The organism is Thalassovita sp. ABM4_323, from assembly GCF_056158665.1.
The window spans coordinates 549603-563992 of record NZ_JBSWTS010000007.1 but is presented as its reverse complement, the minus strand read 5'-3'; the positions used below and the strand labels follow the sequence as shown (position 1 = coordinate 563992).

The 14390-nt window shown below is 60.2% G+C and carries 13 protein-coding genes and 2 pseudogenes; 11 read left to right on the top strand and 4 right to left on the bottom strand.

The features are described 5' to 3' along the window. Positions 1 to 2 precede the first annotated feature (2 nt). The 4 genes and pseudogenes from ACXADQ_RS05140 (at position 3) to ACXADQ_RS05125 (ending at position 2926) form a co-directional block, all read left to right on the top strand. Positions 3 to 485 (top strand): RNA pyrophosphohydrolase, encoded by a 483-nt coding sequence (locus ACXADQ_RS05140; protein ID WP_475316206.1) that lies wholly within the window; start codon positions 3 to 5, stop codon positions 483 to 485. Positions 486 to 757: 272 nt separating this feature from the next. Further along, the gene (locus ACXADQ_RS05135) at positions 758 to 1285 is read left to right on the top strand and encodes an invasion associated locus B family protein (RefSeq protein ID WP_475316204.1); all 528 of its coding nucleotides are present in this window, start codon (positions 758 to 760) and stop codon (positions 1283 to 1285) included. Positions 1286 to 1408: 123 nt separating this feature from the next. Further along, positions 1409 to 2600: pseudogene (gene rlmN / locus ACXADQ_RS05130) on the top strand (dual-specificity RNA methyltransferase RlmN). A 116-nt stretch (positions 2601 to 2716) separates the two neighbouring features. Further along, on the top strand, positions 2717 to 2926 hold the full coding sequence (locus tag ACXADQ_RS05125; RefSeq protein WP_475316202.1) for a hypothetical protein: 210 nt from the start codon (positions 2717 to 2719) through the stop codon (positions 2924 to 2926). A gap of 6 nt (positions 2927 to 2932) precedes the next feature. Here the strand turns inward: ACXADQ_RS05125 and ACXADQ_RS05120 are convergent, their stop codons facing one another. Continuing rightward, complete coding sequence (locus ACXADQ_RS05120; protein WP_475316199.1) at positions 2933 to 3778, bottom strand: LOG family protein; 846 nt, start codon at positions 3776 to 3778, stop codon at positions 2933 to 2935. 77 nt (positions 3779 to 3855) lie between these two features. Between ACXADQ_RS05120 and ACXADQ_RS05115 the strand changes: the two are divergent. Both ACXADQ_RS05115 and dapD read left to right on the top strand, forming a co-directional pair. After that, positions 3856 to 4784, top strand: a pseudogene (locus tag ACXADQ_RS05115) (threonine/serine dehydratase). An 87-nt stretch (positions 4785 to 4871) separates the two neighbouring features. Further along, positions 4872 to 5699 carry a 2,3,4,5-tetrahydropyridine-2,6-dicarboxylate N-succinyltransferase gene (dapD, locus tag ACXADQ_RS05110; RefSeq protein WP_475316196.1) on the top strand — a complete coding sequence of 276 codons (828 nt, stop codon included), beginning with the start codon at positions 4872 to 4874 and terminating at the stop codon, positions 5697 to 5699. Positions 5700 to 5939: 240 nt separating this feature from the next. Here the strand turns inward: dapD and ACXADQ_RS05105 are convergent, their stop codons facing one another. Continuing rightward, entirely contained in the window at positions 5940 to 6719 is a 780-nt protein-coding gene (locus ACXADQ_RS05105; RefSeq protein ID WP_475316195.1) for a hypothetical protein, read from the bottom strand. 313 nt (positions 6720 to 7032) lie between these two features. Between ACXADQ_RS05105 and ACXADQ_RS05100 the strand changes: the two genes are divergently transcribed. Further along, the gene (locus ACXADQ_RS05100; RefSeq protein ID WP_475316193.1) at positions 7033 to 7404 is read left to right on the top strand and encodes a hypothetical protein; all 372 of its coding nucleotides are present in this window, start codon (positions 7033 to 7035) and stop codon (positions 7402 to 7404) included. 2 nt (positions 7405 to 7406) lie between these two features. On the opposite strand, the gene ACXADQ_RS05095 is transcribed toward ACXADQ_RS05100, so the two are convergent. Together ACXADQ_RS05095 and ACXADQ_RS05090 are read right to left on the bottom strand one after the other, a co-directional pair. Then, positions 7407 to 8462 (bottom strand): transporter substrate-binding domain-containing protein, encoded by a 1056-nt coding sequence (locus tag ACXADQ_RS05095; RefSeq protein ID WP_475316192.1) that lies wholly within the window; start codon positions 8460 to 8462, stop codon positions 7407 to 7409. Positions 8463 to 8528: 66 nt separating this feature from the next. Further along, complete coding sequence (locus ACXADQ_RS05090; RefSeq protein ID WP_475316190.1) at positions 8529 to 9257, bottom strand: Hint domain-containing protein; 729 nt, start codon at positions 9255 to 9257, stop codon at positions 8529 to 8531. A 542-nt stretch (positions 9258 to 9799) separates the two neighbouring features. Here ACXADQ_RS05090 and dapE point away from each other — a divergent pair. From dapE to rnr, 4 genes are all read left to right on the top strand, one after another. Continuing rightward, the gene (gene dapE, locus ACXADQ_RS05085; RefSeq protein WP_475316189.1) at positions 9800 to 10960 is read left to right on the top strand and encodes a succinyl-diaminopimelate desuccinylase; all 1161 of its coding nucleotides are present in this window, start codon (positions 9800 to 9802) and stop codon (positions 10958 to 10960) included. Then, positions 10957 to 11379, top strand: a complete 423-nt coding sequence (locus ACXADQ_RS05080) for a GNAT family N-acetyltransferase (protein WP_475316186.1) — start codon at positions 10957 to 10959, stop codon at positions 11377 to 11379. The genes dapE and ACXADQ_RS05080 overlap by 4 nt, the downstream gene beginning before the upstream one ends. Beyond that, a complete protein-coding gene (locus ACXADQ_RS05075; protein ID WP_475316182.1) occupies positions 11376 to 11942 on the top strand; it encodes a TIGR04282 family arsenosugar biosynthesis glycosyltransferase in 567 nt (188 codons plus the stop codon). The genes ACXADQ_RS05080 and ACXADQ_RS05075 overlap by 4 nt, the downstream gene beginning before the upstream one ends. A 107-nt stretch (positions 11943 to 12049) precedes the next feature. Then, positions 12050 to 14314 carry a ribonuclease R gene (gene rnr, locus ACXADQ_RS05070; RefSeq protein WP_475316179.1) on the top strand — a complete coding sequence of 755 codons (2265 nt, stop codon included), beginning with the start codon at positions 12050 to 12052 and terminating at the stop codon, positions 14312 to 14314. The last annotated feature ends 76 nt before the right edge of the window (positions 14315 to 14390 follow it).

Here is a 14390-nt window from a genome sequence, read left to right as displayed (position 1 = left end):
CCATGACGCCCGAGGAAATCGCCAAACTGCCCTACCGTCAGAACGTGGGCGTGATGCTGATGAATGCAGACGGCCATGTCTTTGTGGGCCAACGCCTGGATAATCCCGGCCCCGCCTGGCAAATGCCTCAGGGCGGAATTGACAAGGGCGAAAGCCCCCGCGACGCTGCCTTGCGTGAACTGGAGGAAGAAACCGGCGTGCCTGCGCGCCTGGTCGACATCGCCGCCGAGACCGAGGACTGGCTACCCTATGATCTGCCCCATGACCTGGTCCCCCGCATCTGGAAAGGCCGCTATCGTGGTCAGGAACAGAAATGGTTCTTGCTGCGCTTTACCGGCACGGATGCGGATGTGAACATCGAGACAGAGCATCCCGAGTTCTCAAAATGGCGCTGGATGGCGCCCTCGGATCTGGTGGACAATATCGTGCCCTTCAAACGCGACGTCTACACGCGGGTGCTGGACGCCTTCGCCGCGTATCTGTGAGACGTCCTTTCGGCTTTTTCTTGGCAAAAATACCCAAATCCTGCGCGTGCGGCAGGCGGTGCGATGTGAGTATTTTCGGAGCAAAGAAAGGCGCGGGGGGATTCGTTTTGAGGGGTGGATCAACTCTGTGCGATTTTCCGCCAAGGGGCTTTCACGACCCGGGTCTTTCGCGTTAATGTAGGCGGGTCGAGACAGTCGGCCCGTCAGTCACAACCAAAACAAATGGCGGCCGATCATTAAATTGAGGCATCTACAGCTTGGAGGCTGGAAGAATGGGATCACCTTTTGTGCGAGGCATCGCTGGCGCCATGTTGGCCCTGGCCGCGACGGGCGTTTGGGCGCAGGAGTCCAGCGAAAATCAGGTTGCGGTGAAGACCGCTTGGAGCGTTTTTGAAGACAAGGACCCCAAGGAATGCTGGGCCGTGTCCGCCCCCAAGGAAACCGTCAACACCAAGGATGGTCGCGTTGTGGCCGTGCGCCGCAGCGATATTTTGTTGATGGCCTTTTATCGCCCGGCGGCGGGTGTGTCGGGGCAGATCACCTTTACGGGTGGCTATCCCTTTGCCTCTGGCGTTCCGGTGACGCTGGAAGTGGACGGCGAAAAATACGCGCTGACAAGCGAGGGCGAATGGGCCTGGTCTGAATCCTCGGATGCGGATGCCAAGATCATCGCGGCCATGAAGCGCGGTAAAGGCGCGGTTTTGACGGCGCGTTCGGCGCGCGGCACCCAAACCAAGGACACGTTTTCGCTGCTGGGCTTTACGGCCGCTTTGGACGAAGCCTCGAAACGCTGCAAGTAATCCCTTGTGAGGACAGACAGGCGGCCCCCGGTTGCGGGGGCTTTGGGCGTTTGAAACATATGTTTTGGCATTTACCGCCGAATCCTGTATGACCCCGGCTCATCCCGAAAAAGGAATAGCGCGATGTCGGCCCAGGCTCCGATCACACAGGACGTAATGACCATTCCCCGCAAGGCCCCCGAGGGCCCGGTGAACCTTGTCGGTCTCACCCGTGATCAGCTGCGCGAGGCGCTGCTGTCCATCGGTACGCCCGAAAAGCAGGTGAAGATGCGGGTGAACCAGATCTGGCAGTGGATCTATCAGTGGGGCGTGCGCGATTTTGATGCGATGACCAACCTGGCCAAGGCGTACCGTGCGCAGCTGGCCGAGAATTTCGTGATCGAAATCCCTGAAATGGTGTCAAAACAGGTCAGCATGGACGGCACCCGCAAATATCTGGTGCGCATTGCTGGCGGGCACGAGGTCGAGGTGGTCTATATCCCCGAAACTGATCGTGGTACGCTGTGTGTCAGACTCGCAGGTGGGCTGTACGCTGACCTGTTCGTTCTGTCATACGGGCACGCAGAAACTGGTGCGGAACCTGACCTCGGGCGAGATTGTCGGCCAGATCATGATGGCGCGCGACGATCTGGGCGAATGGCCTCAGCCTGGCGTGGGCACCGGGGAATCCGGCCCTCGGTTGCTGTCGAACATCGTGCTGATGGGCATGGGCGAGCCGCTGTATAACTTTGACAACGTGCGCGACGCGATGAAGATCGCGATGGATGGCGAGGGGATCAGCCTAAGCCGCCGCCGGATTACGTTGTCGACCAGCGGCGTTGTGCCCGAGATTGCCAAATGCGCCGAGGAAATCGGCTGTTTGCTGGCCGTCAGCTTCCATGCGACCACCGACGAGGTGCGCGATAAGCTGGTGCCAATCAACAAGCGCTGGAACATTAAGGAACTGCTGGACGCCCTGCGCGCCTATCCCAAACTGTCGAACAGCGAACGTATCACCTTTGAATACGTGATGCTGAAGGACGTGAATGACAGCGACGAAGATGCCCGCCGTCTGGTCAAACTGATCAAGGGCATTCCGGCCAAGATCAACCTGATCCCGTTCAACGAATGGCCTGGCTCACCTTATCAGCGGTCTGATTGGTCGCGGATCGAGAAATTTGCCGACATCATCTATAAGGCCGGCTATGCCAGCCCGATCCGCACCCCGCGCGGCGAGGATATCATGGCGGCCTGTGGTCAGCTGAAATCGGCCACCGAACGCGCCCGCAAATCCCGCAAACAGATCGAGGCCGAGGCGGGTCTGGCGCAACAATAACCGCGCACCTCCTGAATTGTTTCGTATTTTCACAGAATTGCCCCAATCCGGGGCATTTTCGGCCTTAGTCCGGCAACAGACTGTTTCCAGTAACAAGTTAAACTGGAGGCAGTCCAATGCAGAAAATCGAAGTCATCACCCCCGACCTGACCAACTCGGTTCTGGAACTGATCCGCGCCGAGCGTGAAAAATCCGTGTCCGTGCGCGAATGGAAATTCCGCCTGAAAGGCTATGGCTACAAGGTCATGGACACCGACCATGGCGAGGTCATCGCAAACCTGCGTCAGCAGGAAATCTGCCCGGTTCCGGCTGAACTGCTGCACTGAGCGGCGTTACCGACCCGGAATCACATCTCGTTTCTGGCCCGCACCGTCCCAGTTGTGCAGGGCCTCGAACGCCTCTTCGGCGGTTTCGACATAGCGGAACAGCGCCAGATCATCCGGGCTGATCGTGCCCGCGTCCGCCAGGGCCTCCCAGTTGATGATCTTTTCCCAGAACGCTTGTCCGAACAGCAGGAAGGGCACGCGTTTCATCCGGCCCGTCTGGATCAAAGTCAGGGATTCAAACATCTCGTCCAGGGTGCCAAACCCGCCCGGAAAGACGCAGATCGCATTGGCCCGCATCAGGAAATGCATCTTGCGGATCGCGAAATAGTGGAAGTTAAAGCACAGGTCCGGCGTTACATATTCGTTCGGGGCCTGTTCATGCGGCAGCACAATGTTCAGCCCGATCGAGATCCCGCCCGCCTGTTCTGCGCCAAGGTTTCCAGCCTCCATCACGCCGGGGCCACCGCCTGTACAGATGATGTTTTCATGGCGGTCTTCTTTCAGCCCTTCCTCGGTGACCAGATAGGCGAATTTGCGCGCTTCTTCGTAGTATTTCGACAGATCGGTCAGTGTTTGGGTGCGCGCCTTATCCTTGTTTTCTGGCGCCGGAACACGAGCCCCACCGAACAGAACCACAGTGCTGTCGACGCCGTATTCTTCCAGCATCAGTTCGGGTTTTAGCAATTCCAGTTGCAGGCGCACAGGGCGCAGTTCGTCCCGACACATAAAGCTCAGGTCGTCAAAGGCCAGCTTATAGGCCGGGGCACGGGTCTGCGGCGTGTCCGGCACCTCGCGCGCGGTTGTGCGGTCGGTATGGGCATCGCGAAACGCGCTGTGACGTTCTGTGGTCATGGCTGGCCTTTCCTGATTTTCACCTTACTATCAATCGTATAGCGTCGACCCTACACTGACCAGCATCAGAGGCAACCATGACCTGGAAAACTGATATCGAAGGCGCGAGGGCGCTGATCGCACCCTATGTGGTGCGCACGCCTGTGCTGACGCATGAGGGGTTGGGGCTGCCCTATCCAGTGGAATTGAAGCTCGAACACATGCAGCATTCCGGCAGTTTTAAAGCGCGTGGCGCGTTCAATACGCTGCTTAGCCAAGAGGTGCCTGGCGCGGGGATTGTGGCAGCTTCGGGGGGAATCACGGGGCGGCCGTGGCCTTTGCGGCGGCGCGCCTTGGGCACCGTGCGCGCATCTATGTTCCTGAAATCGCGGGGCCGGCCAAAATCGCGCTGATCCGGGACCAGGGCGCGGATCTGGTCGTGGTGCCCGGCGCCTATGCCAATGCGCTGGAAAGGGCCAAAGTCTATGAGGCCGAAACCGGCGCGATGCAGATTTACGCCTATGACGCGCCCGGTACGGTGCAGGGACAGGGCACCGTGATGCAGGAGTGGGAAGAGCAGGGATTGCAGGCCGACACGGTGCTGATCGCCGTGGGGGGCGGTGGCCTGATCGGTGGTGCGCTGGCCTGGCTACAGGGGCGTCGCAAGATCGTGGCGGTAGAGCCTGAAAACGCCCCGACACTGAACGCCGCGCTGGTCAAAGGGCCTGACACCGAGGTCGAGGTCTCGGGTATTGCCGCGAACTCGCTGGGGGCGCGCAAGATCGGACAGATATGTTACGGGTTGGCGCAGGAGGTGGGTGTTCAGTCGGTTCTGGTCAGCGACGAGGCCATCGCAAAGGCGCAAAAGGCTCTGTGGCGACAGGCGCGCCAACTGGTCGAACCGGCGGGGGCTACGGCGCTGGCGGCCTTGACCTCGGGGGCCTATCAGCCCGATCCGGGCGAACGAGTGGCGGTTTTGATCTGCGGTGGCAATATCGCCCCTGATCCATTTTCCGACCAAGGTTGACCCTATCTGGGCATTGCCGCATTGCGCGCACTCAGCCGGGGCCTTATAGCCATATCCCAACGTGAATTGGCCTTTGAGGAGACCTCCATGTCGAATGCTCAGCTGGAAACAGCCATCGAAGCCGCGTGGGACGCGCGCGACACCATCACCCCCGCCACCACTGGCGAAACCCGCGACGCCATCGAAGCCACGCTGAACGCGCTGGATTCGGGCAAGCTGCGTGTGGCTGAAAAGCTGGACAACGGCGACTGGCATGTGAACCAGTGGGCGAAAAAGGCCGTGCTGCTGGGATTCCGTATCAAGGACATGGAAATCCAGACCGGTGGCCCGCAGGACGGCACCTGGTGGGACAAGGTCGACAGCAAGTTCAAAGGCTGGGGTGCAGACGAATTTGGCGCCGCGGGTTTCCGCGCGGTACCCAACGCTGTGGTTCGCAAATCCGCCTATATCGCGCCCGGCGTGGTGCTGATGCCGTCCTTCGTGAACCTGGGCGCTTTCGTTGACGAAGGCACCATGGTCGACACCTGGGCCACCGTCGGCAGCTGCGCACAGATCGGGAAAAACGTGCACCTGTCGGGTGGCGTTGGCATCGGCGGCGTGCTGGAGCCCATGCAGGCTGGCCCGACCATCATCGAGGACAACTGCTTTATCGGCGCGCGTTCCGAGGTCGTCGAAGGCTGTATCGTCCGCGAAGGCTCGGTTCTGGGCATGGGCGTCTATATCGGCCAGTCGACCAAGATCGTGGACCGCGAAACCGGCGAAGTCATGTACGGCGAAGTGCCCGCAGGCTCGGTCGTCGTGTCGGGCTCGATGCCCTCGAAGAACGGGGTCAGCCTGTATTGCGCGGTCATCGTGAAACGCGTGGACGCCAAGACCCGCTCGAAAACCTCGATCAACGACCTGCTGCGCGACTGATCGCCAGCCACCTGACCTGTTGCAAAGTCTCACACGTGACTCGATGCGACAGGCGATAAGATTCAAAACACCCTCGCAGTTTTCTGCGAGGGTGTTTTTGCATCAGGGAGGTCGCTGAGCGGATGGAGCCGACCGAATTTGCGACTTCGCCAATGGCTGCATTGAGATAGAAACTCCTTCTGCATTCAAGAGAAAGACAAAAATAAATCAGCACTTCCGTTCATCAGCTTCACTGGTATTTCAGCATCCCTGATCCATATGACCATTTGCGACCTTCACTGCAAAATCCTCTTGGATAGCTGGCTCCATTTTCCATCGCGCCAAAACAACATCCTCACCCTTGATGTTCTTCCCTGCTATAATCTTATAGGAGGTTAGGAAGCCAGAGTATGTGACCCAGCGTGGATCACCGACCTGCGCCATTCCTTCACGTTTTACAAACTTCACGAGACGGATTTTGGCGGATATCTCAACTTCTCTTCTGTCTAGTCGATTAAGGAGTTTTTCTGCGTCGGATGGAGAAAGCTCAATCCCTGCACCCAAGATGGAGCAGTTTGCCATGTTAAATAGGTATCGGTCTGAGTTGTCTAAACCAAATGGAGAGTTGAACGCGGGGTCGCCAAATTGATCGCCAGTGTTTGCAGTGGCTGACATCTCAAATCCGGTGAAAAATTGATCCCAGGGAAATCTCTGGTTTTGGAAATCATACTCACCAAAACGACGTGACCTGGAAAGTGTATATTGATAATCTGGCTCATAATGGCGGGCGGAGAATTTTTCAAGCGCTTTAAAGGCGCGATCTCTATATTGCTTCCTATTGAATTCGTTGATTTTTTCAAACTTGATCTGAAAAGATTTCAGCACTTGTTCCAGGCACCTGCCCCTGCAGTTTTCAAAATAACTGTCGATCATCTGCATGTGTTTCGCAGCAATAGCTTGTTGATCAGTCGTTGCTGAGGCGTGGTTGGTGGAAAAAAACAATCCCCCGACCAATAATGCAACTAAGTGTAGTCTTTTCATATTTTTTCTCCGTTTGGTGGAAGAGCACCACATATTTCACCAAGTTTCAATATTGAGCTAGTTTCTCAAGGTAAACTACGTTGCCCTGCACTCGCGATAGCTGGCATTCGCAGAGGTGACGCGAAATAGTAAGTTGGGCTCAAACCAGACATTCCTGTTGCCACAATGCTGCGGATCACGTCCTTGCTGATGAATGGTCCAGCATCTGGGAGGAGGCCTGCGACTGTGGCGCTCTTTTGCATGTTTCTGACGGCCGGGCTGGACCTTTCTTGGGTTTTTCGGCATGTCAGGGAAAACGCCGCAAGGGGCCAAGATGACCGACAGCAAAGCTAAAAAGCCCAAGAAACCGTCCCGCCAGAAGGTCTATACCCTATTGGTGCAGGTCGGCCGCAAGGATGGGGATGGCCTGCCCAAAGGGGCCACCGGTGCAGCGCTGATGTGCTATGCCAGCGGGATCGATGAGGCCGAGGCCGTGCGCGAAACCGTTGCGATCCTGAAACAAGCCGATTTGGCCCCGCTGGATGTCACCGGCTATGGCACTTTAGACGAACGTCTGGAGCAGGGCCACGACATCAGCGATGACGAACGCGGTCTGATGGCGCGCGCGCTCGAGGAAAACTCGGTCATCGTGGCGCAGATGACCCCGTTTTTCGGGGACGAGAGCGCCTCGGACGCGATCCACTAGGGTTACTGCGGCTCCAGCCCGAACCAGCTTTCGTAGATCTCGTTATACTTGCCGTTCTCGCGCAGGGTCAGCAGCGTGCGGTTGATCTCTTCGATCAGCGGGCTGTCCGTCGGTGCCGCGATGCCATAGTTTTCGCGCAGGAATACCGGGCCGTTCATCTGGGCCTGCCCTTGGGCGCGGGTCTTGACGTAATAGGCCAGAATGGGCGCATCAAAGACGACGGCATCCAGTTCCTTGTTTTCGAAGCTGGCCAGCACCTGATCCAGCCCGGCATATTCGCTGTAATCCAGATCGCGGTTGTCCATGAAGTTGGCCGCGGTCGATCCGGCCACGGTGCCCACGCGGCGGCCATACAGGTCGTTTACCGAATTTACGTTCGACGTGATCGCATCCACCGTCATCACCGAGGTGACGTAGGCCACGAAAACCGACACGAAAAACAACGAGGTAATGACCAGGCCAACCCCCATTAGGCGGCCCAGGGGGGTGCGGGGCACGCGCTCTTCAAAGCCGCCATTGACCACCAGGTTCAGCGCCCACCAAAAGGCCGGGAACATGGCCTGCTTGGCCGGTTGGTCGAAATAGTCCTGATGGCGCCGTTCCAGCCACCACATCAGCATCCCCACCCCCAAAAGCGCGGCAAAGGCCAGGATCACCGACAGCACCAGCTCCTTGTTCACCAGGGCGCGCCACAGGCTGGCCCCATCGCGATCGACATGGGTCATGATCTGCAAACCGGCCGAAAAAATCGGCTGACTGAAATCCATGACCTCTTCGCGCGCGGCGGTGATCGAAATGTTGGCAATGGCCAGATCAACCTCGGAGTTCTTCACCGCGTCCAGCATGCCACTGAAGCTGTCGAAGCGCTCGATCCGGTACTGACGGCCGGTCGAGTTGGCCAGCGCGTCCCACAGATCGATCGAGAATCCCAGATCCGTGCCCGCCAAGGACATGGAAAATGGCGGGCGGGTAACGGTGCCGACAACCAGTTCCTGAGACATGGATTTTGCAGGCCACAAGGCAAGCAAAGTCACCACCGCCAGTACAATGCGCATCATTTAACTTCATCCCCAAGTTAACGGACGGATAAGCCAAAGCGCGGGTTTTCGCAATGATTACGGGACCTAGGCGCCGCGCTGCTGCACGAAAGTCACGGCCTCGAACGGTTTTAGGACCGGGAATACAGGCCTTGCGTGTTCGGGCAGTCGAGACCTTTCGTAACTGGCGAACAGGCTGGTTGCAATTTGATCGGCCTTGCGACGCATCCGCCCCAGATACAGCGAATGCAGGGGGGCACCAGCAGCCAGAATCGGCTCGTTTCGGGGCAAAAGCAGCTGATGCCATGTGACCTGAGCCGGGGACTCGGCATAATAGGCTGAAACACCATTCACCAAATGCTGTGCGGGAACCAAGGCTGCGGGGGCGCCGAACATGAACTCGACATCGGCCCCGGCCACGCACAGGCGCTGATCGGGGGCCACAGTGATATCTCTTTGCAATCCGAAATACGGAGCCCGCAGTCGCACCGGGCGAAATCCCCCTCGGGCGGGCACGCGACAGGCAATATTCGCCAGAACAGGGACTTGCTGACCATCCGACGTGCGGATCAGATCTCCGCGTTTCAGCGTGGAAATCGGGCGATAGCCCTGCGCGGTCAGGATCGGCGTTTCGGGCGCAATACTGGGCATGGGGCCCACCGGCACCGGCTGATCCGACAGCGCGACATAGCTCACATCCCGGTCGATTTCTGAATTGGGCGGCTGGGTAAACATGGATTGCAAATCCCCCAGGCTCAGCGGAATCGGCGCCTCGACGGGTTGCAGGTGGTACAAGCTGTCCCCCAGAGCCCGCACCGACAGCCACCCCCGCCGCGCTGGCCCGTCCCAAAGATAAGCAATGCGCAGCTCGATGCCCCTCGCCGGTCCGGCCGTGATGCAAAGGCGTATGCGAGACTGTATCCCCCTGCGTCACCACCAGCACAACCGAGCCATCCGGCAAGGCTTGCAGGTTCAGACCACGCGCCCAGGGGTGCAGGTGCTGATAGCTAAGCAAGGTCTGAGGCCGGTCGTGGGCTGGTGTGCCGGTTTCCAGCAGCAACGCGCCCCGCGACAGCAAATCGGCAGGGCCAAAGGGTTCTTTTCGCGCTGGGCCAAGTGCCAGGCCCGCCCGATTGAACAGGCGCGTGGTGTGATCTCTCAGGCCGATCCAGCTCATTGATATGGGTCCTGCGGTTGCTCTGGCATGCGCGGTCTGCGCCGCGTGTTTTCTTGCTTGGGTCGATCCATAGCATAGATTCACACCTACGTGAATCCTGCACGGGCGCCCAACACGCCGCAGGGTTTGCGCCTCGGGCCGATCCGGGGTAGCCCTTGGCCATCAAGAACGGAGCGCCCAAATGTCCAACACCTTCACCGCCCCTGTTAACGCGGCCGAGCTGACCTCGGCCCTGATCCGCTGCCCGTCGGTCACCCCCGAAGAAGGCGGCGCGCTGGTGTTGTTGCAAGCAGGGCTGGAGGCCGCAGGCTTCACCTGCACACGGATTGACCGAGGCGGTGTGTCAAATCTGTTTGCCCGCTGGGGCGACAAGGGCGCGGCGCGCACCTTCGGGTTTAACGGCCACACCGACGTGGTGCCCGTAGGCGACGCAGAGGCCTGGACGGTTGATCCCTTTGGCGCCGAAGAAAAAGACGGCCAAATCTGGGGCCGCGGGGCGACCGACATGAAATCGGGTGTTGCCGCCTTTGTGGCCGCCGCGGTGGACATGGTCGCGCAGACTCCGCCAGACGGAGCGATCATCATCACCATCACCGGCGACGAGGAGGGCGACGCGCTGGACGGCACCACCGCGATCCTCGATTGGATGGACGCCGAGGGCGAACAAATGTCTGTCTGTCTGGTGGGCGAACCCACATGCCCCAATGAAATGGGCGAGATGATGAAGATCGGCCGACGTGGGTCCATGACCGCATTCATCACCGTCACGGGCCAGCAGGGCCACGCGGCCTATCCCCATCGCGCCAACAACCCGATCCCGGCCCTGGCGCGGCTGGTGGATCGGCTGGCCAGTCACGAGTTGGACACTGGAACCGATCACTTTGACGCCTCGACCCTGGCCGTTGTGACCTTTGACACTGGCAATCCGGCCACCAATGTGATCCCGGCGCAGTGCAAGGCCACGGTCAATATCCGCTTCAATGACGCGCACAGCAGTGCCAGCCTGTCCGAATGGCTGCAATCCGAGGCCGACGCCATCGCCGCCGAATTCGGTGTGCAGATCGACATGCCGATCAAGGTCTCGGGCGAAAGCTTTGTCACGCCTCCGGGGGCGCTGTCGGATCTGGTTGCAGCAGCCGTGAGCGCCGAAACCGGGATGCAGCCCGAGCTGTCCACCTCGGGCGGGACCTCGGACGCGCGCTTTGTGCAGCATCATTGCCCTGTGGTGGAGTTCGGTCTGGTCGGCAAGACCATGCACCAGGTGGACGAGCGCGTGGAGATCGGCCAGATTCACCAGCTCAAGCAAATCTACGCACGGATTCTGGCTGACTATTTCGCATGAGCTGGCGCATCGAGCAGACCCAGGACCTGACCCATGTGCACGCGTTGCGCCGGACCGTGTTCATCCAGGAACAGGGCGTTCCAGAACACGAGGAATGGGATGATCTGGATGGTCAGGCGGTGCATCTGTTGGCTTGGGTTGCGGACCGGCCTGTCGGAACGGCACGGCTGTTGGTCGAGGGTCAGATCGGCCGTATTGGCCGCATCTGCGTGCTGACGCAGGCGCGCGGCACGGGGTTGGGCGCGGCGCTGGTGCAGGAGGCGCTGGATCGGCTGCTGGCAGACCGCAACATTCGCGCCATCCGTCTGGGCGCACAAATTCACGCCACGGGGTTTTATGAAAAGCTGGGCTTTCGCGTGTGCGGGCCAGAATATGACGACGCCGGCATTCCGCATCATGAAATGGAGCTGATCCCATGAGGCGCACGCTGGTCATCATGCTGAAGGAACCGCGCGCCGGACGGGTGAAAACCCGGCTGGGGCAGGATATCGGCATGGTTGGCGCCGCGTGGTGGTTCCGTCATCAGGTGGCGCGCCTGCTGCGCCGGATCGAGGATCCTCGCTGGCAAGTGGTGCTGGCCGTGGCCCCGGATCGCGCCGTGACTGGCCGCGCTTGGCCCGCCCGGTTTCAGAAGGTGCCCCAAGGGCCGGGAAACCTGGGCGATCGAATGGCACGGCAGCTGCGCGATATGCCCCCCGGACCGGTCTGCGTTATCGGAGGCGACATTCCCGGGGTAACTCGTGCACATGTCGCGCGCGCCTTTGCGGCCCTTGGCTCGCATGAGGCTGTGTTCGGACCGGCCCCGGATGGGGGGTATTGGCTGGTCGGGCTGAAGCGCGCGCGTGCCTTGTCTGCCGGGGTGTTCGCGGGGGTTCGGTGGTCCACAGAACACGCGCTGTCGGACTCGATTGCCAGTATGTCGGGGCTAAGTGTGGCCCTGGTGGACGAATTGCAGGACGTGGACCGCGCGCAGGATTTGTGAGCGGTGGGGGCTCTGCCCCCGGCCTGCGGCCTCCCCCGGAGTATTTGGCGAGCAAAGAAAGGCGTTTTCGTCATGACGACAATTCCTGGCTGTGATAGGCCGGAAGGATGAGCAAGCTGCCCTCGAAATCCGAGATTCTGGATTGGATCACGGAGAACCCGACCCTCACCTCGAAACGCGATATTGCCAAGGCCTTTGGTATCAAGGGGGCTGCGCGGATTGATCTGAAGCGGATCCTGAAAGAGCTGGAGGCCGAGGGCCATCTGGAGAAGCGCAAGAAGACCTATCGCGATCCGGATCGGTTGCCGCCTGTAAGTGTGCTGAAGATCCAAGAGATCAGTCCTGACGGGGATCTGTTTGCCAAGCCGATGGAATGGCAGGGCGACGGGGTGGAGCCGCTGGTGCTGGTTGTGCCGCGCGCCAGTGATCCGGCGCTGGGGGTTGGCGACAGGGTTCTGGCGCGGGTGCAGGAGGTGCGCGGTGAGGAGTTCCACTATACGGCGCGACTGATCCGACGGATTGGCCATAACCCGCGCAAAGTGTTGGGGGTGTTTCGCAAGGGGTCGGAAGGCGGACGTATCCTGCCGATCGATAAGGGTGACGGCAAGGAATGGCTGGTGCCCGAGGGGGCAGCAGGTGGTGCCAAAGATGGCGAGCTGGTCGAGGCCGAGCAAAGCGGCCCGAAGGGGCGGATGGGCCTGCCACGTGCCCGGATCGTGAACCGTTTGGGGGACCCGACAGCGCCCAGGGCCGTGTCGTTGATCGCGATCCATCAGCATGGGATTCCCGATGATTTCCCCGACGCGGTGATCGCGGATGCGGATGCTCAGAAACCTGCCGGCTTGGCCGGGCGCGAGGACATGCGGGACATGCCCTTGGTCACGATTGATCCGGCGGATGCGCGCGATCACGATGACGCTTGTTGGGCGCACGAGGATGACGACCCCAAGAACGAGGGCGGATATGTCATTTGGGTCGCCATCGCGGATGTGGCGCATTACGTATCGCCGGGGTCTGCGCTGGATCGCGAGGCCAAGAAACGTGGCAACTCCAGCTATTTCCCGGATCGCGTGGTGCCGATGCTGCCGGATCGGCTGTCGGGCGATCTGTGCTCGTTGCACGAAGGGGTGCCGCGTGCCTGTGTGGCCGTGCGGATGCAGATCAATGCGCAGGGTGAAAAGATCGGGCACCGGTTTGTGCGCGGGCTGATGCGCTCGGTCGCGTCGCTGAATTATCAAGAGGTCCAAGAGGCCCGCGACGGCGCGCCCAACGACAAATGCGGCCCGCTGATGGAGGACGTGATCGATCCGCTCTATCAGGCCTATGACCTGCTGGTGCGGGCGCGCAAGAACCGGCAGCCGCTGGATTTGGACCTGCCCGAACGCAAGGTGATCCTGTCGGACGAGGGCAAGGTTTTGTCGGTCAATTTCCGCGACCGGCTGGATGCGCATAAGCTAATCGAAGAGTTCATGATCCTGGCCAATGTGGCCGCGGCCGAGACCTTGATCGCCAAGAAATCGCCGCTGCTGTTCCGTGTCCACGAAGAGCCCAGCCCCGAGAAGCTGGAGGCGTTGCGCGAAACGGCCAGCTCGGCCGGGTTGCCGCTGGCCAAGGGGCAGGTCTTGCAGACCCGTCATCTGAATGCGCTGTTGAACGCGGCCGAGGGCACGGACCATGACGAGCTGATCAACATGTCTACGCTTAGGGCGATGACGCAGGCCTATTACAGCCCGGTGAATTTTGGGCATTTCGGGCTGGCGTTGCGGAACTACGCGCATTTCACCTCGCCCATCCGGCGCTATTCGGATCTGATCGTGCACCGGGGGCTGATTTCCTCGCATGGGTGGGGCAAGGACGGGCTGACGCCCGAGGATATCGAGCGGCTGGAAAGCACCGCGACTCATATCAGCGACACGGAACGCCGCTCGATGATGGCCGAGCGGGACACAACCGATCGCTATCTGGCCGCTTTCTTGTCTGAACGGGTGGGCAACGAATTCACCGGTCGCATCAGCGGTGTGGCCAAGTTCGGCGTCTTTGTGCGGATGGACGATACGGGGGCGGATGGTCTGATCCCCGTGCGGTCGCTGGGACGCGAATATTTTCACTATGACCGTGAAAGCAACACGCTGATGGGCTCGGACACCGGGTTGATTATCGGGGTGGGGCAGCGCGTCACGGTAAAACTGCTCGAGGCCCTGCCCGTTACGGGTGGCATCGCGCTGGAGCTGATCAGCCTGGACGGCAAAGACATGCCGCGCGGGCCCACCGGATTCCGGGGACGGGGCAAACCCCCGCGCCGCAAACTGGCGAAGGCCAAGCGCAAATCCAGCAAGGTCAAACGCAAGGTTGAACGCAAGCGGCGTGGCTGAATCACGCCGACGCGCGCGCTCGATCGGCGGGGCGGCGCATCTTTGGATTTGTACGCTTTCCCGAAACGGCTATTCG